At 51.0% G+C, this 21,269-nt stretch carries 24 protein-coding genes and 1 tRNA gene; 14 read left to right on the top strand and 11 right to left on the bottom strand.

Annotation, left to right across the window (positions count from 1 at the left end):
* A tRNA-Lys gene (locus KA369_14795) sits at positions 1-73 on the bottom strand.
* A 250-nt stretch (positions 74-323) separates the two neighbouring features.
* Between KA369_14795 and KA369_14790 the strand changes: the two genes are divergently transcribed.
* The 4 genes from KA369_14790 to KA369_14775 are packed head-to-tail and all read left to right on the top strand — an operon-like array spanning position 324 to position 3,786.
* On the top strand, positions 324-1,466 hold the full coding sequence (locus KA369_14790; protein ID MBP7737244.1) for a methionine aminotransferase: 1,143 nt from the start codon (positions 324-326) through the stop codon (positions 1,464-1,466).
* Positions 1,454-2,230: an amidohydrolase gene (locus tag KA369_14785; GenBank protein MBP7737243.1), complete on the top strand. Its 777-nt coding sequence runs from the start codon at positions 1,454-1,456 to the stop codon at positions 2,228-2,230. Before KA369_14790 ends, KA369_14785 begins: the two co-directional genes overlap by 13 nt.
* Before the next feature lie 42 nt (positions 2,231-2,272).
* Positions 2,273-2,947: a diphthine--ammonia ligase gene (locus KA369_14780; GenBank protein MBP7737242.1), complete on the top strand. Its 675-nt coding sequence runs from the start codon at positions 2,273-2,275 to the stop codon at positions 2,945-2,947.
* The gene (locus tag KA369_14775; protein MBP7737241.1) at positions 2,944-3,786 is read left to right on the top strand and encodes a hydrolase; all 843 of its coding nucleotides are present in this window, start codon (positions 2,944-2,946) and stop codon (positions 3,784-3,786) included. Before KA369_14780 ends, KA369_14775 begins: the two co-directional genes overlap by 4 nt.
* 39 nt (positions 3,787-3,825) lie before the next feature.
* Here the strand turns inward: KA369_14775 and KA369_14770 are convergent, their stop codons facing one another.
* Positions 3,826-4,746, bottom strand: a complete 921-nt coding sequence (locus KA369_14770) for a M23 family metallopeptidase (GenBank protein ID MBP7737240.1) — start codon at positions 4,744-4,746, stop codon at positions 3,826-3,828.
* 174 nt (positions 4,747-4,920) lie between these two features.
* Here KA369_14770 and KA369_14765 point away from each other — a divergent pair, with 174 nt between their 5' ends.
* The 4 genes from KA369_14765 to KA369_14750 all read left to right on the top strand — a co-directional run bounded on the left by KA369_14765 (position 4,921) and on the right by KA369_14750 (position 8,455).
* Positions 4,921-5,067 carry a hypothetical protein gene (locus tag KA369_14765; protein ID MBP7737239.1) on the top strand — a complete coding sequence of 49 codons (147 nt, stop codon included), beginning with the start codon at positions 4,921-4,923 and terminating at the stop codon, positions 5,065-5,067.
* Between the two features lie 102 nt (positions 5,068-5,169).
* Positions 5,170-5,601 carry a polymer-forming cytoskeletal protein gene (locus KA369_14760; protein ID MBP7737238.1) on the top strand — a complete coding sequence of 144 codons (432 nt, stop codon included), beginning with the start codon at positions 5,170-5,172 and terminating at the stop codon, positions 5,599-5,601.
* Entirely contained in the window at positions 5,582-6,565 is a 984-nt protein-coding gene (gene pdxA, locus KA369_14755) for a 4-hydroxythreonine-4-phosphate dehydrogenase PdxA (GenBank protein MBP7737237.1), read from the top strand. The genes KA369_14760 and pdxA overlap by 20 nt, the downstream gene beginning before the upstream one ends.
* 93 nt (positions 6,566-6,658) lie before the next feature.
* Complete coding sequence (locus tag KA369_14750; protein MBP7737236.1) at positions 6,659-8,455, top strand: amidohydrolase family protein; 1,797 nt, start codon at positions 6,659-6,661, stop codon at positions 8,453-8,455.
* A gap of 12 nt (positions 8,456-8,467) precedes the next feature.
* Here KA369_14750 and KA369_14745 read toward each other — a convergent pair whose 3' ends face one another.
* Complete coding sequence (locus KA369_14745) at positions 8,468-8,848, bottom strand: hypothetical protein (GenBank protein MBP7737235.1); 381 nt, start codon at positions 8,846-8,848, stop codon at positions 8,468-8,470.
* 347 nt (positions 8,849-9,195) lie between these two features.
* Here KA369_14745 and KA369_14740 point away from each other — a divergent pair, with 347 nt between their 5' ends.
* Positions 9,196-9,639 carry a hypothetical protein gene (locus KA369_14740; protein MBP7737234.1) on the top strand — a complete coding sequence of 148 codons (444 nt, stop codon included), beginning with the start codon at positions 9,196-9,198 and terminating at the stop codon, positions 9,637-9,639.
* Positions 9,629-10,147 (top strand): hypothetical protein, encoded by a 519-nt coding sequence (locus tag KA369_14735; protein ID MBP7737233.1) that lies wholly within the window; start codon positions 9,629-9,631, stop codon positions 10,145-10,147. The genes KA369_14740 and KA369_14735 overlap by 11 nt, the downstream gene beginning before the upstream one ends.
* 14 nt (positions 10,148-10,161) lie before the next feature.
* Here KA369_14735 and KA369_14730 read toward each other — a convergent pair whose 3' ends face one another.
* The 3 genes from KA369_14730 to KA369_14720 form a co-directional block, all read right to left on the bottom strand.
* Positions 10,162-10,314, bottom strand: a complete 153-nt coding sequence (locus tag KA369_14730; GenBank protein ID MBP7737232.1) for a hypothetical protein — start codon at positions 10,312-10,314, stop codon at positions 10,162-10,164.
* Between the two features lie 117 nt (positions 10,315-10,431).
* Entirely contained in the window at positions 10,432-10,737 is a 306-nt protein-coding gene (locus tag KA369_14725) for a hypothetical protein (protein ID MBP7737231.1), read from the bottom strand.
* A gap of 88 nt (positions 10,738-10,825) precedes the next feature.
* Positions 10,826-11,800 carry a tRNA-dihydrouridine synthase family protein gene (locus tag KA369_14720; protein ID MBP7737230.1) on the bottom strand — a complete coding sequence of 325 codons (975 nt, stop codon included), beginning with the start codon at positions 11,798-11,800 and terminating at the stop codon, positions 10,826-10,828.
* A 244-nt stretch (positions 11,801-12,044) separates the two neighbouring features.
* Between KA369_14720 and KA369_14715 the strand changes: the two genes are divergently transcribed.
* Both KA369_14715 and KA369_14710 read left to right on the top strand, forming a co-directional pair.
* Positions 12,045-12,503 carry a hypothetical protein gene (locus KA369_14715; GenBank protein ID MBP7737229.1) on the top strand — a complete coding sequence of 153 codons (459 nt, stop codon included), beginning with the start codon at positions 12,045-12,047 and terminating at the stop codon, positions 12,501-12,503.
* A 102-nt stretch (positions 12,504-12,605) separates the two neighbouring features.
* Positions 12,606-13,940, top strand: coding sequence for an amino acid permease (locus KA369_14710; GenBank protein ID MBP7737228.1), 1,335 nt, complete (start codon positions 12,606-12,608; stop codon positions 13,938-13,940).
* 25 nt (positions 13,941-13,965) lie between these two features.
* Here KA369_14710 and aroH read toward each other — a convergent pair whose 3' ends face one another.
* From aroH to KA369_14695, 3 genes are all read right to left on the bottom strand, one after another.
* A complete protein-coding gene (gene aroH / locus KA369_14705) occupies positions 13,966-14,361 on the bottom strand; it encodes a chorismate mutase (protein ID MBP7737227.1) in 396 nt (131 codons plus the stop codon).
* A gap of 4 nt (positions 14,362-14,365) precedes the next feature.
* Positions 14,366-15,637: a 3-phosphoshikimate 1-carboxyvinyltransferase gene (gene aroA / locus KA369_14700; protein MBP7737226.1), complete on the bottom strand. Its 1,272-nt coding sequence runs from the start codon at positions 15,635-15,637 to the stop codon at positions 14,366-14,368.
* 83 nt (positions 15,638-15,720) lie between these two features.
* The gene (locus tag KA369_14695; protein ID MBP7737225.1) at positions 15,721-16,500 is read right to left on the bottom strand and encodes a class I SAM-dependent methyltransferase; all 780 of its coding nucleotides are present in this window, start codon (positions 16,498-16,500) and stop codon (positions 15,721-15,723) included.
* A 341-nt stretch (positions 16,501-16,841) separates the two neighbouring features.
* Here KA369_14695 and KA369_14690 point away from each other — a divergent pair, with 341 nt between their 5' ends.
* A complete protein-coding gene (locus KA369_14690; GenBank protein ID MBP7737224.1) occupies positions 16,842-17,660 on the top strand; it encodes a WecB/TagA/CpsF family glycosyltransferase in 819 nt (272 codons plus the stop codon).
* A 2-nt stretch (positions 17,661-17,662) separates the two neighbouring features.
* On the opposite strand, the gene KA369_14685 is transcribed toward KA369_14690, so the two are convergent.
* Positions 17,663-17,881 carry a hypothetical protein gene (locus KA369_14685; protein ID MBP7737223.1) on the bottom strand — a complete coding sequence of 73 codons (219 nt, stop codon included), beginning with the start codon at positions 17,879-17,881 and terminating at the stop codon, positions 17,663-17,665.
* Positions 17,882-17,950: 69 nt separating this feature from the next.
* Complete coding sequence (locus tag KA369_14680; GenBank protein ID MBP7737222.1) at positions 17,951-19,237, bottom strand: SpoIIE family protein phosphatase; 1,287 nt, start codon at positions 19,235-19,237, stop codon at positions 17,951-17,953.
* 529 nt (positions 19,238-19,766) lie between these two features.
* On the opposite strand from KA369_14680, the gene KA369_14675 reads away from it, so the two are divergent.
* Positions 19,767-21,044: a hypothetical protein gene (locus KA369_14675; GenBank protein MBP7737221.1), complete on the top strand. Its 1,278-nt coding sequence runs from the start codon at positions 19,767-19,769 to the stop codon at positions 21,042-21,044.
* The last annotated feature ends 225 nt before the right edge of the window (positions 21,045-21,269 follow it).

The following is a 21,269-nucleotide window of genomic DNA, read 5'->3' as shown; positions in this document are numbered from 1 at the left end:
TGGGTACCCCGGGAATCGAACCCGGAACCTACTGATTAAGAGTCAGTTGCTCTGCCAATTGAGCTAGGTACCCTGGCACTGGCCTGTATCGGCCGGATTGTTCATACAATTAATTTCTTCAATTGTTGTCAAGGATTTTGTTTGCTTTATTTCCGATAAAGTATTGTTTATGTCATTGGCCTCATGTCGTTTCGAGCGAAGCGAGAAAACTTCTATTGGGCCATTTGAAAGATTTCTCGCCCCTGCGGGGCTCGAAATGACAATGAATGGAGGCATGTTAACCAAGTGCTTCGAATCAAAACAGATAGAAAGATAAAATAACCATGCATATACAATCAAAGCTGCCCGATGTGGGCGTTACCATATTCACCGTGATGTCCCGCCTCGCCAACGAGCAGGGGGCAATCAACCTGTCCCAGGGCTTTCCCGACTTCGACGTCGACCCGGAGCTCTTCGAGCTGGTAAACCGTTACATGAGGGAGGGGAACAACCAGTACGCTCCCATGCAGGGGGTGATGGCCCTGCGGGAGCGCATCGCCGAAAAGGCGCTGGAGCTCTACGGCGCGGCCTACTCCCCGGCAGAGGAGATCACCGTGACCTCCGGCGGCACGGAGGCGCTCTTCGCGGCCATTACCGCCGTGGTCCAGCCCGGGGACGAGGCGATCCTCTTCGAGCCGGCCTATGACTCTTACGCGCCGACGGTGGCCCTCTGCGGCGGGAAATCGGTGTACTGCCCCATGGGCTTCCCCGATTATTCCATCGACTGGGACATGGTGAAGGATTCCATTACGCCGCGGACCCGCTGCCTCATCCTTAACTCGCCCCACAATCCCTCCGGCGCGGTCCTGTCCCCGGCGGACATCGACGCCCTGATCCGTATCGTATCGAACACCGGCATCTACATCATCAGCGACGAGGTGTACGAGCATATCCTCTACGACGGCCTGCGCCACGAAAGCATGGCGCGCTACCCCGAGCTGGCCGAGCGGAGCTTCGTGATCAGCTCTTTCGGAAAGACCTATCATACGACGGGGTGGAAGATCGGCTACTGCTGCGCGCCGAAGAGCCTCTCCGTCGAGTTTCAGAAGATCCACCAGTACCTCACCTTCGCCTCCAACACGCCGGTGCAGTGGGCCTATGCGAAGTTCATGGAAAAGAAGGAAAAATACCTGGCGGTGCCGAAGTTCTACGAGGCAAAGAGGGACCTGTTCCTTTCCCTGATAAAAAGCTCCCGCTTCAAGGTCGTTCCCAGCAGGGGCACCTATTTCCAGATGCTGGATTACTCTGGCATCACCGACGAGGCTGATACGACCTTTGCCCGGCGGATGACCATCGAGCACGGCGTTGCGGCCATACCGCCGTCTGTCTTCTATCATGACAACAGGGACAACAAGGTGCTCCGCTTCTGCTTTGCCAAGAAGGATGAAACCCTTAAGGGGGCTGGGGAGCGCCTATGCAGGATTTAAACGTCACCATCATACAAGCGGACCTGGCGTGGCACGACGCCAGCGCAAACTGCGCCAGCTTTGACAGGATTATAAGGGGCCTCAGTGAGCCCACGGACCTGGTGCTCCTCCCTGAGATGTTTTCCACCGGGTTCACCATGGACCCGGCATCATGCGCGGAGGAGATGGGCGGCATCACGGTGATGCGTCTCGCGGAGTGGGCTCGGGATAAGGACGCCGATATAGCCGGGAGCGTGGCCATAAAGGAGAGGGGCCGGTATTACAACCGCCTCCTCTGGGCGCGGCCCGGCGGCACGGTCATCACCTACGACAAGCGCCACCTCTTCCGCATGGCCGGGGAGGATAAGGTTTACACGGCGGGGAGCGCCAAGACCGTGATCGAGCTGAACGGCTGGAAGATCAGGCCCTTTATCTGCTACGACCTCCGCTTTCCCGTGTGGTCCCGTAACAAGGGCCTTGAATACGACATCGCGGTGTACGTGGCCAACTGGCCCGAGAGGCGTGCGCCCCACTGGAGGGCGCTCCTCCGGGCCCGGGCCATCGAGAACCAGTGCTATGTTATCGGCGTGAACCGCGTCGGCATGGACGGCAACGGCGTTTCCTACTGCGGCGATTCGGCGGTGATAGATTACCTGGGTAACACACTCTTCGAAAAAGGGAACGAGCAGTGCGCTGCCACGGTCAGTCTCTCTTTTGATGATCTGGCGGAGTACCGCCGGGCATTCCCTGCATGGAAGGATGCCGATGAATTCACCCTCTCGTGACGGGGGCATCCTTAACGCCATTTCGATCGGAGGCGTCAACCAATGAAAATCATATCGTCCTGGAGCGGCGGAAAGGACAGCGCCCTGGCCTGCTACCGCGCCATGAAAGAGAATCATACAGTCCGGAGTCTGCTTAATCTCGTGTCAGCCCGGGAAAAGCGCTGCTGCTTCCACGGCACGGCCCCGGCCCTCCTGGCGGACCAGGCCCGGTGCATCGGCATCCCCTTGGTACAGCGGGAGATGGGAGAGGAGATGGGGGACTACGAGCGGGACTTCAAGGAGGCTGTCCTTGAACTGAAGAAGCAGGGCCACGAGGGAATGGTCTTCGGCGACATCTACCTGGATGAGCACAGGGAATGGGTAGAGCGGGTCTGCGGAGACATCGGCGTTGTCCCCCTGGAGCCTCTCTGGAACAACGATCCGCGGCGCGTCATCGAAGAATTCCTCGATGCCGGGTTCAGGGCTGTCATCGTCAGCTGCAAAGAGGATCTGGGCAGGGATTTCGCCGGCCGGGAGCTTGACCGGGAGGCGCTGGAGCGCCTGGAACGACTGGGGATGTGTCCCTGTGGCGAGAACGGGGAATACCACACCATCGTCGTTGACGGGCCCATCTTCAAAAAGCGCATCAAGATACAAAAGTCCAGGCCTGTCCTGAAAGATGGGTTCTGGCGGCACTGGGCCCTGGACATACAGGCCTATACGGTGGAGGAACCATGATAGACAGCGATAGGCGCGGCGCCTTGTCCGAAGAGGAGAAGGGGAAACCCTACGCCCAATACTTTTACCGTAACCTCGCGCCGGTTCCGGACGAAATTCTCCGGAAGATCAACGGCGGCCCCATCGATCCGCGCAATGCCCTCTTGTTTCATGAAATAAACCGCCTCCTGGAGCCCGGGTATCTTCCGGATGAAACGGGCTACTGCGTTATGGCGGACAACAGCTGTTATGTTTCTGTCTTCACGGACATGGACGGCGTTACCGGCGATATGCTGGACTGGTGGTTCTGCTGGCACGCGCTGGAGCCGCTCCGCTACAAGATCTGGTATCCGGGAGCGCACATGGGCATCACCGTGAAGGACAGGAAAAGGCTCGAGGATGCGTCCCTGCCGTACCGGGAGCGGTACCGGAACAACCCCCAGTATCCGGTGGAGGATGTGGGTGTCGGGCCGGACGTTCTTTCCATAACCTTCGTGCCGCCTCGGGACTTCGGTTTCGACGAGTCGCGATTCCGGGAGGCCCGTGTCGCCACGGTCATATGCGCCATCGTCGGCTCTGTTACGAAAAAGGCCCGGCACACGCGAATGTGCCATTTCGTCCGCGAAAGCGGGAAAGGCGTGGAGATGAGGAGCCGCTTCTGGATCGGCGGCAACCTGAAGCTTGACTGGCTCCCGGAGAGGTCTCCGGTGAGCCGGCTGATAAACAGCCGTCTGATACGGAAGCTGATGATCCCCCGCGACACGGGGCGTCAGATGGCCTTCCACTGCGCTCAGGAATATAAAAACCTTGCGTCAATTCTGCCTGATCTATACCGCGATTATGGAAGTGAAGTTCGCTGAACACCGGCACCTGCACTGCGAATGCGTCTGATGGAGTGATCAATCCTTGAGGAGTATGCCGGGATTAACCGCCATATCTCCGCGGCGGACTTCGAAGTGAAGATGGGGTCCCGTGGTCCTGCCGGTATTCCCCGAATAGGCGATGACGGCTCCCCTCTTCACCGTGTCGCCCGGCTTCACCAGGGGCCGTGAAAGGTGGCCGTAGTAGCTCCGGTAGCCGTGCTCGTGCTGGACCACAACGAGCTTGCCGTATCCCCCCTCGAAGCCGGTGAATATCACTTTGCCGTCCCGCGCGGCCATGACCTCGGAGCCGCGGGGGCACGACACGTCAACGCCGGAATGGAACTCGACGTCGCGGTAGTTGAAGGGGTTCCGCCTTTTGCCGAAACGCGACGTGAGACGGGGCCCGCCTTTCGAGGGAAGGGGATACATGAAGCCGGTCCCCAGGAAGAGCGATTTTTCGAGGTTCGATATTTTGCCGCAGGGGATGAAGATAAATTTCTTATTGTAGTCGCGGCACCTGTTGGCCCGGTACACGTATTCGGGGCGGATCTGGTTTTCCCTGAGCATCTTCGCGATCCCTTTCGCGTCATCTCCCCTGGCGATGACCCCGCGCATGTTGGGGATGTAAATTTTTCTCCCGGGTGTGATATCCTTCGGCGTGGAGAAGCCGTTCACGGAAAGGAGCGTGTCCATGTCCTGGGAGGAGCGGGCCAGTATCGTCCAGAAGGTGTCTTCCTTCTTCACGCTATAGGTGTAGAATTTAAGCTCCGGCAACTCACGCTCCGGCCGCCTGCTTTTGATCACGTAAATGCTCTTCCTGATGTCGTTCCTGAGGGACTTGACCGTGTCGGCGCCGGGAACCAGGTTTTTGATCTCCGTGACCCGGTCAACGGCAGCGTCCGCCGCCAGGGGGCAGAGCATCAGGAGGAGTGATATGCATACTGATAATTGTTTCATGGCGCTATAATCGCATATGTAAAGATACACTTGATTATCGGCAGAAAAGGGGTATCGGTTAAGATAATATCCTATATGACATAATAATTTTAGGTGGATAAATCACTTTACGGGCGGAGCCCCGTGCGGTATTGTCGGAATTTTGCATGGGTGATATCATGGGGAAGCCGTGATATGGAGCACAGAAAGATTGTCAAGGTTCCCCATGAGATACCGTACCCCTCGATGGAGAGGATGAAACCAAATCTGCGGCAAAATGAAAATCTTTTCTCGCTCATCCCTTCAGATGCGGCATTAATAGCGGGAAAAAGAGTCCGGTGAGCCTTCCGGGGTAAAAAATGTATCCCTTCCGGAAAATCGAATTGACAATAAAATTTACGCGGATGTATAGTGACGCAAATGTAAACGAGGTACGAGGTTACTATGGCTATTGCAAAGGCAAGCGGTGATATAGCGAATAACGTGATCGGAGAAAACTCCTATTTCACCGGGACCTTCCTGATCAACGGGTCGCTCAGGATTGACGGCAGGTTCGAAGGGAAGTACCTCCAGGCCGAGCAGCTCTACATCGGCTCCACCGGCAAGATCCGCACCAATATCAACGCCGTGTCGGTCATCGTGGAAGGGCTGGTCATAGGAAACATCAACGCCTCAAGCCGGGTGCTCCTCATGCCGACGGCCAAGATCCTCGGCGACATCAAGACCCCGGAACTCATCATCCAGAACGGCGTCATCCTCGAGGGACGCTGCACCATCGCCAACGACCTCCGCTCGTCGGCCAAGGACCTCATCGGCGCGGAATACGAGAAGAACAAAATAATCCCTGAGGAGTTTCTTGCAAAGAGAAGTTCTTAAGCTCGGCGTCACCGCGGGGGACCCCGCCGGTATCGGACCCGAGGTTGCCCTGAAGGCAATTAACGCGCTCAACGACATATCGATCATTCCCGTTTTAATCGGCCGTTCATCCGTAATGGAAAAGAATTATCCTGACTTGTTTTCTGGATATGAAATCATAGGGGCACGTCATGCCATGCCCCCGCTGGTAGTCGGGAATAAATACCTCTATGATCTTCCCATCGATCTCCCTATTCCCCGGCCCGGCGCCGGAACTCCCGATACCGGTAAGGAGTCCCTCGGCTGCATTGACGCAGCCATAGAGCTGTGGCGCGCCGGCGCGATAGACGCCGTGGTGACCGCTCCGGTGAGTAAAAGCCTCATCGAAAAATCAGGTGTTCACTTCACGGGCCACACCGAATACATCGCGGAAAAGATCGGGGAGATCAATCCGCTTATGATGATGTTTTCTGAAAAATACCGAGTGCTCCTCGCCTCGACCCACGTGCCGGTGTCCGCCATCATGGAGGGGCTCGGCCTGGAGCGGCTGCGCGCCGTGATCCGCGCGGGCTATGAATCGATCAGGTCCATCGACGGCGGCACGGTCAAGCTCGCCGTTGCGGGCCTTGATCCGCACTGCGGCGACGATGGCGCCATCGGCACTTTCGACCGCGACGTCACAGCCCTGGCCGTGTCAGCGGCGAGGCAGGAGGGGATTCCCGTGGACGGCCCCTTCGCGGCCGATACCCTCTTCATCCCTGCTGTGTGGGAGCGCTACAGCCTGGTCATCGCGCAGTACCATGACCAGGGCCTCATCCCCTTCAAGATGCTCGCCTTTGACGAGGGAGTGAACGTCACCCTGGGCCTCTCCATGGTGCGCACCTCCGTGGACCACGGCACCGCCTTTGATATTGCCGGGAAGGATATGGCCCGGTGGAGCAGCATGATTGAAGCGATCCGGCTGGCGAAGAGACTGGCAAAGTAGCGGGCACGGCATGCCGTGCCCCAACAGCAGACCGCGTCCCGGCAGCGTGCCGTGATTGCTGATAATAATGATAATTATTCTGGAGGAAGAACAATGGCCAAGAAAAAGAAATCCATAGTTAATGATATTACCCGGAGGACTTTCATAGCGGGCGCCGCAGCCCTGGGCGGGGCAGCGCTGCTGCACCCCCTCGGCGGCTGCAAGAAAGATAGCAAGCCCGTCGGAGGCGACATCCCGGCGGAACGGTCAGCCGCCTCCAAAGAGGTTACGGTCACGGGGAGCCCGGCGGGACGCCTCCTCCTGAAAAAAGGCCTCGTTATCGACGGTACCGGAAAGAAATCCTTCATCGGTGATGTACTTGTCAACGGGAACACTATAGAAGCTGTTACCACCAATGATCTAAAGTTCCCGGGGCGGACCATCGACTGCGCAGGTAAGGTGATCGCTCCCGGCTTTATCGACGCCCATTCCCATAACGACTGGGCCATGGCGAGGAGAGATCATTCAAAATTCACAAATGCCTTTACGGCCCAGGGTATCACGACTTTCGTCACCGGCAACTGCGGCTTTGGCGCCGGCGGATTTGAAAAAAATACCAGGTTCAAGGACCTTATTGAAAAGGGGGGCAAACTTTTCAATAATACCAACATCCCGTGGTCCTCGATGGATGAATACTTTGCGCTGGTCCGCAGCCAGGGACTGACGCACAATATGGTGAACCTGACCGGACACGGCACTTCGCGCATGTCGATCCGCGGGTTCAAACCGACACCGATGAACAAGGAAGAGATGAAGAAATTGCTCTCGCTCCTGAACGACGCGATGGAGCAGGGGTGCTATGGCGTGTCCCTCGGACTGCAGTACGAGCCGGGCATCTTCGCCACCGATGAGGAGTTGAAGCAGATCGCCCAGCTGGTGAAGAAGCATGACAGGGTCCTGACGGTCCACCTGAAGGCATATTCCTCGCTCTCTCCCACCTATCCCATCATTCCCTTCGGCAAGGCCCACAACCTCCTGGCCCTGAACGAGATGCTGAAGCTGGCCCGTGAGACCGGTGTGCGACTCGAGGTTTCGCACCTCATCTTCGTGGGGTCCGATACATGGGACACCTGCGGCAAGGCCCTGGACATGATAGACAAGGCCGCCCGGGACGGCGTTGACGTTAAGTTCGACACCTACGCGTATCATTGCGGGGCTTCCATCATCAACGTGATTCTGCCGGCATGGTTCCTGGGCCGGGTCCCGGAGGTCTTCAATGATAAATCGGCCCTAAGGAGGCTGAAGATCGAATTCATGGTGATCAAGAAACTCCTCGGCTTCGGCTATGAGGATATCCAGATCACCAACGCGGGGAAGCCTGACCTGGATAAGTATAACGGCATGTTCCTGGAGGAAATCGCCAAATCAAGGAACATGGACCAGTTTGATAATTACATCGACCTGGCCAAAAGAACCGAGGGGAAGGCGGGAGTGCTCAATCACCGGTACAGCAACCTTGAAAACATCAAGGATCTCATGAGTCATCCGGCGGCCCTGTTCATGACCGACGCCTGGGTCGCCCCCGAAGGGGTGCAGAATCCCGCGGCCTTCGGGTGCTTCCCGAAGTTTTTACAGTATGCCCGCGATTTCCGAAACATCAGCATCGAGGAGGCTGTGCGGAAGATGACAGGCGCCACGGCGGAGCGGTTTAACGTGAAAAAGCGGGGATTCCTCAGGGAAGGATACGCGGCGGACATCGCCATCTTCGACTGGAAAGCGGTTAAGGACAATAATACCGATAAGAATACGAACATGGCGCCGTCCGGGATAGAGGCGGTGTTCATAAACGGCAAGCAGGTGGTTGATAAGGGAAAGGTGGACGGATCGATACTGGCCGGAATGGTGCTCTGACACCCTGATTCGTCACTGGGCTGAGAGGGTTTCCGCGACGGCCTTGCAGAAATTTTGTATTATCTGCTCCCGGTTTGCCCCCGAAGCGGCGATGAAGAACGCCTTGCGGAGAACATTGTTTTTTTTCATTTTGACAAGGGCCTTCATTTCTCCTTTCATGAGCGATTCCTTCATGGTGTTGTTGTCGCTATAGGTAAATTTCTCGATACCCTGCGAGAAATAATAAATGACGATTTCAATCCGGTCATAGCCGGCCCTTGTCGGAACGGCACGGGGAAGGTCAGCCTGTAATTCCTGCTCTCTCAGGTCAATGCCGCGAGGTATCTTCAGCAGCACATCGCCGGATGTTGCAGAAAAGCTCAGGGACAATAATAACGATAACAGCACCTGCATGGCATTTCCAGTGGAGAAGCGGTTCGCATTTTTGAATTGTGACAGTCATAGATTTTTTATATTGATTTGTAAATACAATAAAAGAATGGTTTGCTTTTTTTAACCTATTCGATGGCCACAGGCAGATGAATATAATGGACATGTTGCGAAAAAATTTATTTTTGTACCGGGGTTTCGGGTCGATGCCCCTTAAAAAATCCCCTGGAGAGGGCTTCTCCGAGTTCGGGACGCAGTTTCCCAACAAATCTAATCATGAAATGCCGGTTTTTTTCCGATTAGTAGTAGGGATATATTTTTTTATTGTAAGACCATGGTCACCGCCATATACTGATAGATGAGGAAACCATATGAATGAAGCCTTGATAATAAAATCCGTTTTTCTATTTATTGTCCTGTGGGGAATCGGCATTGCCATGCTCTGGTTCAGGCAAAGGATAGAACTGGTGTGGAAGATCATCGCAACGGTAATCCTGGTTTTTTATGTATGGTTTTTCTTTGATGAGATCAGCAGCGGTTATAACAGCTTTTCCGCAGGCTGGTATGGATTTCTCCTCAATTTTCTCAAAGAGATACTTTCCCTCGTGTTCGTGAATCTTTTTTTCATCTGGCCCCTTGCCCTTGTCCTTATATTCTACAAGGCTGACGCAATCGGGGCGGAGAGACTGCTGAAGTTTCTCTGTGTACTTACCCTCGTGCTCTGGATCATTTTCATTGTGTATTTCTTTTTCAGCAAGGGAATCGATGAGTTCATGATTAAGAATTTCAAGGAAATGGTGCCCGGTGCGAAATAGGATCATCATAGGCTATGCCCTTGTCCTGGCCTTGGGGGCATTTTCAGCGCCTGCCGGCGCTTCGCAGCGGGAAAATTCATCGGAGCTGTACCGGAAGGGTGCCCGTCTGGCCATCGACGGCCAGCTGGACAAGGCGATCCTCGTATTCAAGAAAGTCGTCGAGATAAGCCCTTATTACTGCATGGGACATTACGGTCTGGGCAAAGCATACCTGTATAAATACGGCATGATGGATGACGCCATCAGGCACCTGAAAACATCGGTCAAGCTGGACCGGAAGCTGGTGAAGGGATATTTTTATCTCGGCCTGGCATATTTCATGGCTAAGCAGTACAGGCAGGCAGCCGCGGCCTTTAAATCCGCCTATGCCTATGATGATACCTATATCGAGGCGCTCTATAACCTTGGAGTGGTCTATGAAATAATGGAGCAGAGCTATAAATCTTCACTCTACTACCGAAAATATCTTGGGGAAAAAGTCAAAGAAGAAGAGGATCTTGTCTTTTAATCAACCCGCGCTGATTAGCCTTTTTTCATGCAGTTCCTGACTATCCTGGCTATGGGTTTGCCATAGTGCCTTTCGATTTCCGTGAGGCATCGCTTCTGTTCCGATGGGATTTCTTTCTGAATGAATCCGTAGAGGCACATTCCTGCGATCTTGTCGTCTGTGGTCATTGTTTATTCCTTTATTATTATGCTTATCCCCGCAGGGCTTTCCGGAACCTGATGCCATTGTGCTGCATATCAAGTTCAGTATAGTTATCGGAATAAACAATACCGAAGCTTTACCTGCTATATTTTGAACAGGCTCCCTGCCTTTTTTTTACCAAGTTCATGGTCGTAATCGGCATAATCGACAAAAACCAGGTTCGGGAGTTTTTTCTTGGTTCTTAATACGATTTCGAATTTGCCTCCCTGGGCTTCCTTTGATGTGACGTATTTGAACTCCCTGCCGCATGACGGGCATTTTTTCAGATCCTTGAGCTCTATACCAATCTTCTTGCAAGCTGGGCAATGGCCGTACTTGTCGTCGACCATAACGATATGATCCTCGATGTCCTTGAGGTCGACTTCAGTCCAGACTCTTAAGTATTCCATATCGGGCTCCTTTTAGGAATATTTCATTGTATAAACCGGCTGCTTTGTCAAGAATATATCGTTAGACCGATAACAATCAGTTTCATCATTAAAGATTATCCGTACCGGATGCTGTAATGTTAAAGTGTTTGATGGATTCAAAGCTGTTTCGGATGAAATAATCGTTTACAATATCCATTATTGGCTTGATGGCCTCCTCCTTGCGTATCCTGGTGAAGAGCTCATGGCCATAGGTGGCGTTTTGCGTGTAATAGGCGGCAAAACGGTGACTCCTGCTCTTGTGAAGACGCTCTGGCAGGTATTCGAGCATATACTTAAGTACCATTATGAACGTCTCATGGATATTGACATCCAGCTCTGCATGACCGTCGTGCATAAGGTCAGCGGCAAGTTTGAATATCCAGGGTGATTTGACCGCTTCACGGCCGATCATTACGCCGTCGCATCCTGTTTCCTGTAATCTGTCCATTGCAGCCATGGGTGTATCAATATCGCCGTTACCAATTACCGGAATGGTAAGATGTTGTTTCGCCATGGAAACCAGGCGCCAGTCGGCCTTTCGGCGGAAGGAAAGCTTTGCATACCGCGGATGGATCGTTATAAAATCGACCCCTTCGCCTTCAAGCATTTTTATGAAGTTAATATAATACTCTTCGTTGTTTTCTGTATAGCCGGTGCGCATCTTTACTGAAAGTCGGACCGGGCAGGATTTCCGGCAGGTCCGAATTATTGTACGTGCCCGATTGTTATCGGTTAAGAGGTACGCTCCCTGGCCTTTTTTGACAATATCATGGTTTGGGCAGCCCATGTTGATATCCACCCCATAACATCCGTAATCCGATAGTATCGCGCATGCCCTGGCCATTACATTAGGATCCGATCCTAAAATCTGGTATATGAGAGGATTATCAAAATCCCGCTTATGGATCAATGGCTCATTATGGGGAGCGCATGCCGCAATAGCTCCAGCGCTCAACATTTCAGAGAAGAGGACTGTTTCCGGGCAGAATTCTTTAATCACATGGCGCAAAGCCGGAGTTGATGTTTCTGCCATTGGTGCCAAGAAGAGTTTTCCAGGCAGATGAGTGATATTGTGAAGTGCCACAGTATTCCGAAATTTTATGTATTTTCTATATTATAGCAGATTCTGACTTTTAAATATTGTGACAAGTATTTTTTCCGAAAACTATCAATCAATGGAAATAAGTTTTAGAAAAAGCCATCATTGTTTATTATTTTAGGAAAAAAATTTTATTAAATATGAATACTGATCGTATATATTATAGAAATACAAAAAAGAGGCAGTCATGAATATTGAAACTACTATTAATCTCAATTCTTACATTTTTTCATTGATATCAAGAGCTGCGTTACTGACAGGTTTATCTAAAAGCGATATTATTTCAAGTGTCATGCGGAGACTTGGAGATGATTATGAAAATATGACAAATACATGGACACGTGTGCGATATCAGAAACGAGATGCAAACCCATACTGGCATATCCTGCATATTACACTTAAGCCCGATGAGTATGAATACTTTTTGGACCTCAGGAAAGTTTTTAAATTTTCTGTCTCATGTCTTGTTGCCATTGCAGTAGAGAAGTATCTCGATGAAATTATGAAAATGTTGAGTGAAAATATCGATATCTATAGATATTGTAATTATCTGTTTACACGTAGAATTATTGATGGTGTTGTTTGCTGGATATTATCCTGGGGAGTGCCACGTCACCTAATTAGTGATTATTATTGGATTCTATAAATAGAAATATCATTATAGATTTTTAACTTCAGATAACATAGTTCTTGACGTTAATAAAAAAATATATAAAAAAGGGCACGGAAAATATTTAAGGAGTTAAATGTGGACTTAAAAAGACAGATAGGCTTAATTACCGCAATGATGATAATTGTAGCAGATGTTATAGGAACAGGTATTTTCATGACAACTGGTGAAGTACTTGCAATGACAGGAAATGCACAAGCTGTGTTGATACTATTCGCCGTCGGCGGGATCATTGCCCTGACAGGTTCATTGTGCTACGCGGAATTGGCTACTATGTGGCCAGAAGATGGAGGCGAATATGTGTATTTGAAAAAGATATATGGCCCCCTCCCTTCTTTTCTGTCAGGATGGATCTCCCTTATCATCGGTTTTTCACTTGCGGCTTCAATGTCCTCTATCACAGCGGTTAATTATATCAATAAACTTTCACCGGAAGGCATCTTTACTGGAGCATGGTTGCCAAAACTAATAGCTGCGGGCATCATAGTCTTTTTTAGTATTATTCATATTATTGGTGTACAGAAGGGCGGTCTTGTGCAGAATATATTGACGATCTTGAAGCTCCTGGTTGTTTTCTTGTTTATCGTGATGGGATTCTATTTCGCAGATTGGTCTTCTGTTGTCAGGTTGTCCGATAACTATCAGATTGAGGGTGGGGCTTCCATTATGAAATGGGGGTCGGCCCTTATTATTATCATGTATGCCTACTCAGGATGGAATGGCACTACTTATATAGCGGGAGAGATTCGTAATCCAGATAAGAATCTACCGCGAGCACTTTTTCTGGGAACTCTACTTATTATTGTGATATATCTTGCGATGAATGTGATATATCTGATGTCAGCACCAGGGGAAGTAATAATGACTGATGGGAAATACACCATTGGTGCATTGGCTGCGACGAACCTTTTCGGCCCGAAAATAAGCCCTATTTTTGATGCATGTATTGTACTTATTTTACTTTCCTCTGTTTCAGTGCAGATGATGATAGGCCCCCGTGTTTCTTTTGCTATGGCAAAGGATCGGACAATTTTCAAATCGATGGAACGTATAAACCAGAGGTACCAGACACCTGATCTTGCGATCTTTGTGCAAATGGCGATAGCAGTTTTCTATGTTTTTATAGGTTTTGATGCCATCCTTAAAATGCTCATATATATGGGCTTTGCCCTGAGCATATTCCCACTTATGACAGTTATCGGTATGGTCTATTTCAGGATTAAAAAACCGAATCTGGAGAGACCATTTAAAGTTCCCCTATTCCCGGTAATCCCTATGATCTACATAGTGCTCATGGTAGGAGTTATTATTACGACATTAATTGAAAAAACAATTCCGTCATTGTTCGCTATTGGCGTTGTGTTGGCGGGTGTTGTGATTTTTTTTGTGCGGAGTAAGTTTATAAAGGACTAGATAATAACTAAGGTCCCGGACAGCATTATTTTTCCGATGTATAAAACTTATTATTGTTTGATGTGCCAATATCCGGCCTTAGTTTCTCGGCTTCGTGGAGATAAACGTGTTTTATTTCTTCCTGTGGCCGGTCCATATTGACATGTAGGAGCACACGAATACAGCTTTTAAGGCTGCCCTGAACGGGTATTTCCATCGTGCAAAAAAGAGGTGTATAAATCCACCCCATCTGACGGGCGGCCACTGCCGGGAATTCGGCATTAAGGTCGTCAGTTACTGAGAAAATGGCCGATGCTATATCCTCAATGTTAATATCATTAAGCTTTACCAATGCTTCCAGCATTTCTTTTGTCCTGGCAATAATATCGCTTTTTGTATTGGCCGGGGCAGTAGTGGCGCCCCGTATTCCTCGTACCGCCATTACCTTACTCCCTTCGTTTAATATCCGCACCAATGGATACCATCAGGTCGGAAAAATTTGGAAATGTTACTGTAGCCGATTCGGCCGTTTCTATAATCGTTTTTCCCTCTGAAGCTAGCCCAGCCACTGCCAGGGCCATTGCGATACGGTGATCGTAATGGCCATTTACCCGACATCCACGGAGTGAGCTTTTTCGTATGATAAGACCATCTGGCCGTTCCTCTATGTTTGCACCCATCTTGATGAGTTCATCATGCATAACCTTGATGCGATCGGTCTCCTTGAGACGCGCCTGAGGTACATTGATAAGGCTGGTTTCCCCCTCGGCAAAACAGGCAGCCACTGACAACGCCGGGAGGGCATCCGGAATGGCGTTAAGATCAAAGACGCCCCCCTTGAGGCTGCCTCCCCGTATTGTTATCGTTTTTTCTCCAATGCTGACTTCGGCACCCATTACTTTAAGAATATTGACCACCTCTTTGTCGCCCTGCGTGTCATTCCAATCAGGTCCCTTAAGGATGATCTCAGAACCGGTAATTGCCGCCGCAACCAGAAAGAATGTCGCTGATGAGAAATCCGCTGCGATATATTCACGAAAAGAAGGGTATTTCTGCCCCCCCGGCACTGAAAATGACCTATAGTTATCGGTGGTATACCTGATTCCTAACCGGTCATGCCAGCCCATGGTCATAGTAACATAGGGTTTTTCATTAAGAAGGGGAACATGGATAACCGTATCCCCGGCAGCGCACGGCGCGGCGATAAGAAGAGACGTCAGGTATTGAGATGTAACGGCTTTAATCGATGTTTCTCCGCCGATGATTCTCCCGCCGATAACAATCGGCGGCATGCCATTGCCCCTTGATGAGAAGGCCTTGCCTCCCAGGTCGTTAATCGACGCGATGAGGCCTTCGGCAGGGCGGCTGCGGATCTGGTGGTCGCCGGTGAACACCGTGTACCCGTCAACAAGGGATGCGATGCCGAGGCCGATATAGAGGGATGTTCCCGAATTGCCCACGTCGATCACATCATCGGGCGCGGCCATGGCGCCGCCGGTGCCGGTGACCTTCCATTTGCCTTCGGAAGCCTCGACGCGGGCGCCAAATTTTTGTATCATGGACCTGCATGAGCGGGTGTCGGCGGAATCAAGGGGCTCCTCGATAATTGACTCTCCCGATCCGAGAAGGGCGAAGGTCAGGGCCCGGATGGTATGGGACTTGGATCCGGGTATGACGACGGTTCCTTTCAGGCGAGACGGGTTAACGATGAATTCCACGATTCCATGTCCTCACTGTTCATATCTTTATACGAGGAGCAGATGTCCTGTTTACAGGAAAAGGGCGCCGGCGCAAGTATTTTTTACTGATTTGTTTTCGGCTTCTCCCGCAGATATATGCTGATATAGTACGGTTCCGATATCAAGCTCTTCTCGAGATCATAGAGCTTGACGAATTCGTCAAGGTTATCGTCGATTATGCCCAGAGGCGCATCTGTGCCACTCTGAAAATAGGCATTGAGGTAATTCGCCAGCAGGAACAGGTCGATCGGATAATAATCTATGGAGCCTTTGACAAACTTGAACTCGTTCAGCGTAAGGACGGTCTTCAGATCATCACGCAGGTAGTAATCGTTATGGAGAGGGAAGGCCGCCTTCATGAAGTCGTCATAGAGTCCCTCAATGTCGTCATCGAAGAGGACCACCCCGGCCATGAAAAGCACGCCGTCAAACTGCAGGGCCCTCCTGAACTCGTCTACGACTTTCCCCGATTCGAGAAAATTCAGGTTGTCGATGCAGATAAGGAGGTCCGCGGCGTAATAATCGATGGGGAACTCGTTGAACTCGCCGTTAATGAGATGTATCCGGCTCATGATTGGGTCCCCGGCATGACGCTTCAAAAACTCCCTGATGACATTCATTGATGGCTCCACTGCGATGATATACGCATCAGAGCCCTTGGCCAGCTCGTAGAGAAGGTGGCCGCTACCCAGGCCGGCCTTAACGATGACGCCCGGATTGTAGGTCGAGATGACGTCGAAGAGGCTTTCGCGGAGCTTTTCTGATCTTTTTTCCGGTTCGATGACAACCCTGTTGGAGAAGTCATAGTTTATAAAAGAGACGATTTCATTCAACCTGCTCATGGGGAACCTCTCATGGATAGGTTATCATCAGCGGAATGGTTTTATGCAACCATTTTTTTATCGCATCGAGGGAAAACCCAGGAGCTCTGCTCAGGGTATGAGAGCGCGCAAAACATTATGCGACAAAATACCCGGTCCCGATACATCGGGCGGGATATTTTATTATACGGTGAGATGGTTGTCTTTTCTATAAGACATAATCAGAATTCTTATTGACAGCCTGACAAGCGGGTATAATTATTCTCATCATTGCAATAAAACTGCGGGCTTTCGACAGGTATTGGGATGGCGTTCCGGGGATTCCCGGGGTCGTCATTATCAGGAGATACGAGGAGGATCACATGAAGGACAATTCCGTGTATTACGATTCATACAAAGAGGAACGGGATCTCATCCTCGAGTATAACCAGGTCGATCTGAGCGATGCGAGGATCACGAACATCATGGGCATCGGCGTGGACAACGTTACCCGGGCCCAGGCGGTGGTGCGTATAATGGAAATGATAAAAAGCGGCGGCGTCTACCACATCATTTCCCTTAACCCCTACAAGATACAGCGGCTGAAAAGCAATACCGACCTCCGTCTCATATCCGGGGCCGCGGACATGCACCTTCCGGCCGGCGCCGGGATACAGTGGGCCGGCAGGATGCTGAAAACGCCTGTTCGGGAGCGCATACCCATCCTGAGCTTCATGATGGATATCGTCAGAATTGCCGAGATCAAGGAATACTCCATCTTCCTGGTCGGAGGCAAGCCCGAAGTGGCGGAACGCGCCTTTTTCAATATCAAGAAATCATTCCCCAAGATACGGATCGTCGGGCGTCACGGCGGCTATTTCAACGCCGAGCGGGAAAAGTCCGTCATAGAGGCTATCCGCAAATCGGAGGCCAACATCATCTTTGTCGGCCTTGGCTTTCCGAAAGAAGAGAAATGGATCCATACCATAAAGGGCGAGTTCAAGAACGCGATCTTCATCAGCGTTGGGGGCAGCATCGACGTCATATCGGGCGAAAAGAAAAAGGCGCCGGCGTTTTTCGTTGAGAGGGGCCTTGACTGGTTTTACCGCATTATTTCAAAGCCGTGGCGTATCGGCAGGCTGATGAGAACCATGATGTTTTATATAGGGGTGATTTTTAAGAAGCTGTTTTCCAGGAAATAACCTTACTTTTCGTACCTTCCGCGCTTTGCCACGGTGTCCCGCGCGCTCATGAGTTCGGCGTTGCTGAGTTTCCCCCTGCCGAGCGTGAAGTTGGAAAGGATTTCCCTGTTGTTGCAGGAGCGGCATTGTACGATCGCCTTTCCGTCCGAGGTCCATTCGGAAATTTCCACAAAGCGTGAGCTGCAGTTTCTGCAGAAAATGACCGATACGAAATTGCTCATGGCCCCCCCTTACGAATTGGTGTATGCTGCTATGGCCGCGTAATTATTGCAAGAAATATTTGCCGTCATTTATTCCACGCGCAGGGCGATGACGGATATATCTTCCCTGATGCCCAGCTCCTCGGCGAAATCGCCCGCAAAACTCAAAATGGACTCGATGATGCTTTCCGATCGCGGGAAATCCTTTTCAAGGAATCGCATCAGGTCCTTCAGCCCCAGCTGCTTTCCCATTCTGTTCTTGATCCTGAGTATGCCATCGGACAGCACGACGAAGAGGTCTCCCGGCTTGAGGGAAACGGCGACGCTCTTCGACTCCTCGATATTCTGCCCCAGGCTCCGCTTGCCGAACCTGAGGTAGCGCGCGACGCCGTCGCGGACCAGTATCGGGTAGGCGACGCCGGCATTGAGGAAGCGGAGCTTTCTCTCCGGGAGATCGAGGACGCCGTAAAGAAGCGACGCGTTGCGAATGGGCCGCTCGTCGTGTTCCATTATGAGGTGGAGCATCCGCACCAGTTCCACCGGGTTTCTTCCTTTTAATTTTGCAAGGGCCCGGATGGCGCCGCTAACGATTGACGCGTGCAGGCCGCCGGGGACGCCCTTCACATGGAGATCGCCGAGGGCGATGCCGATATGTTCGCCGTCAAGGGGGAACAGGCCGTGGAATTCGCCGCCGATCTCGCGCGCCGTTACTGACTTGGCTGTTATCCTGATTGGGCCGCGCTGGATATCAACGTCAGGGATGAGGGCCTCCTGAATGACCTGCGCGGAGACGAGCTCGCTCTTTATCCGCTCCTCTTCAAGGGCGTTCTGGAAATAAATGGCGTTCTGGACCGCCAGTGCGGCCTGGTCGCTGAAAACCTTGAAAAGGCCCATGTCCTCGTCGTTGAAGCCGGGCCTGTTGGTCGGGTTGATGGCCTGTATGACGCCGAGGAGCTTTCCTTTGAAGAGAAGTGGCGTGCAAATGATGGATTTTGTCGTGAAGCCGGTAATGCGGTCGAACTCCGGATCAAAGCGCCGGTCGTCGTACACGTTGTTGATGAAGATGGGCTTCCGCATTTCGGCCACCCATCCGGCGATTCCCTGTCCAAGTTTAATCCTATACCGCTCGGTCAGTTCCTTCCCTGCCTCTCCCAGGGCCACCTTGAAGACAAGATCGTTCGCTTTCTCCTCGTAAAGGAGGAGCGTACTGGCCTCGGTGTCCATGATGTCCTTGATCGTCTCCATGATCACGGTCATAAGCTTACCCATGTCAAGGGTTGAGTTGATCATGCTGTTGATGTTGACCAGCTTGGAGAGGTTGTAAATCTGGCGTTCGACAACGGCGAGATCGGCTGATGGCTGTTTTTTCTTGAACATAATACGGTCAGTTCCGTCCGGTTATGTGTTATGGGATGATCGGGATCCGGATTGCGTTCCGGCGAAAATGACGCGACGTACATCGCATCAGAATTGACCATAACGTGATGTGGAATAAAAAGCAAGCACTATTTTACTTAGTGTAAAAATCATTGGAGTAAAAGCTGTATTATCACTTCTTCATCGGGTCGGCAAAATGAAGTTTCCTGCCTTCTTCCTTATTATAATAAAACACATGTTATTAAGAAATTGTTACGCTTGGTAAATCTCATTTCTTGTTTCGTTGCTAATATTGCATGAAAAATGTTTTAGATGTTTTACACTCTGGTTACAAAAAAAATATTGACATTATAATTTATTTATTTTAGACTTTATGGGTGTTGGTTACAATAATAATGGATAAAGCCTGATTTTAATAATCTCTGTTGAGCAAGCGGGACTATTGGGGTCAGGTATTTTGTTATTTAGCTGTCTCTTGGTGGGAAAAATTTAAAAATGCTTTAAAATTTTTAAGGAGGACGAGGACTATATGAAGAAACTGTTTGTAGTCTTAGGGGCAATCCTGTTTGCTTCTACATTCATAGTGGGCGATCTTTTTGCCTATACGTACAGCCACAGCACGGGTTTTACCAGGACCATGGCCAGGGCGGCGACCATCAGCTCCCCTGATTCGGTCTACTACAACCCGGTTGGTCTGGTGAAAATTAAAGACGGTCTGTACCTTGATCTCGGCAACCAGGCTGGGATGAAACGGTATGAGCACAGGATCATAGGTGCCGCCAATTATCATGATGCGACACCTTCCTTCACAATCCCGAATTTGTCACTTTCCTATAAGAATGGGAAAGGCGCCATATTCCTTGCCGTATGTATTCCTGCAGGCGGCGGAACTGTAAATTATAAGAAGAATATGGGAATAATAACAAGTTCTTTATCGGGATTTCTGCCTTCAAGGTTCCCGCCGGCGCAAAAAATCAAGGCCACCAATTTCTGGATCCAGGGATCGGTTGGCGGCGCCTTCGCGCTTACTGAATGGCTGGCGGTCACCGCCGGTATGAAGTACAGCATGTTTTCCTATGAAGTATCAATGGGTTATAATGGATTCGGCACCGCCTATAAGAGCAAAACTTCGGCCAATGGCTTTTCCGGTTTCGGCGGCATCATGATCACCCCGATGGAAAAGATCAACTTCACGGTCCTTTACTCGAGCATGGTCATAGCCCGGGGCAAGAAAACCGACCTGAAGTTGCACTACAGCGAGATCGCAGAAGAAAGGCTTCCGGATTATCTTCTGTTAGGCCTCAATTTCAAGCCGAATGATGCCATAGAGATCCAGGCGCAATATCAAATGAACTTCAGCGGGCAGCGCAATTACGGATCAACCAGCACGCAGCAAATAGGCACGCTTTCCGTCCTTCGTGATTTCGTTTACGGCGGTTACAGTTATGACGCAGTGGCCGGAACAATTACAACCAAGCTGGGCGGCAATGTGCAGGATTACAAGAAGAGACTCCAGCATAAAGTCGGCCTCGGTCTCGAAAGCAAGGTCCACGAAATGCTGATCCTGAGCTGCGGCGTCTCCTATGAGTCACAGGAATCCTATCCCGCGGCGCAGAACCCGCTCGATCCGGATCTGAAGAACATCGGCGTCGGTATCGGCGGCAAGCTCATCGTCAATGAGCAGCTCACCCTCGAGCTGGCCGGTGCACGGTATTTCTACATAACCGACCATACACGGTTTGGCCTGATTAAGATGAACAAGAGCGTAACGTCTTTTGGTCTGGGCCTCACCGCGAAGTTAATGTAATACCGGAAAAAACAATCTGTAATATAAAAAGCTCTCTGATCGATGTCAGAGAGCTTTTTTTATGTCATTTCCCCGGTCAGCGTCGAATACCGCCGCTTAAATCCGGGATGGAATACGATGCCATAAGTCTGGTTCATCGGGGTGAATTATTCCATTTCATTTTTGTGTGTATGGTAATCCGGATCGTTCGGCCATACAGGGGGCATCGTTCCGGAAGGATGTTCT

The organism is Spirochaetota bacterium, from assembly GCA_017999915.1.
Taxonomy (GTDB): Bacteria; Spirochaetota; UBA4802; order UBA4802; family UBA5550; genus RBG-16-49-21.
This window is presented reverse-complemented; position numbering and strand designations above follow the sequence as displayed.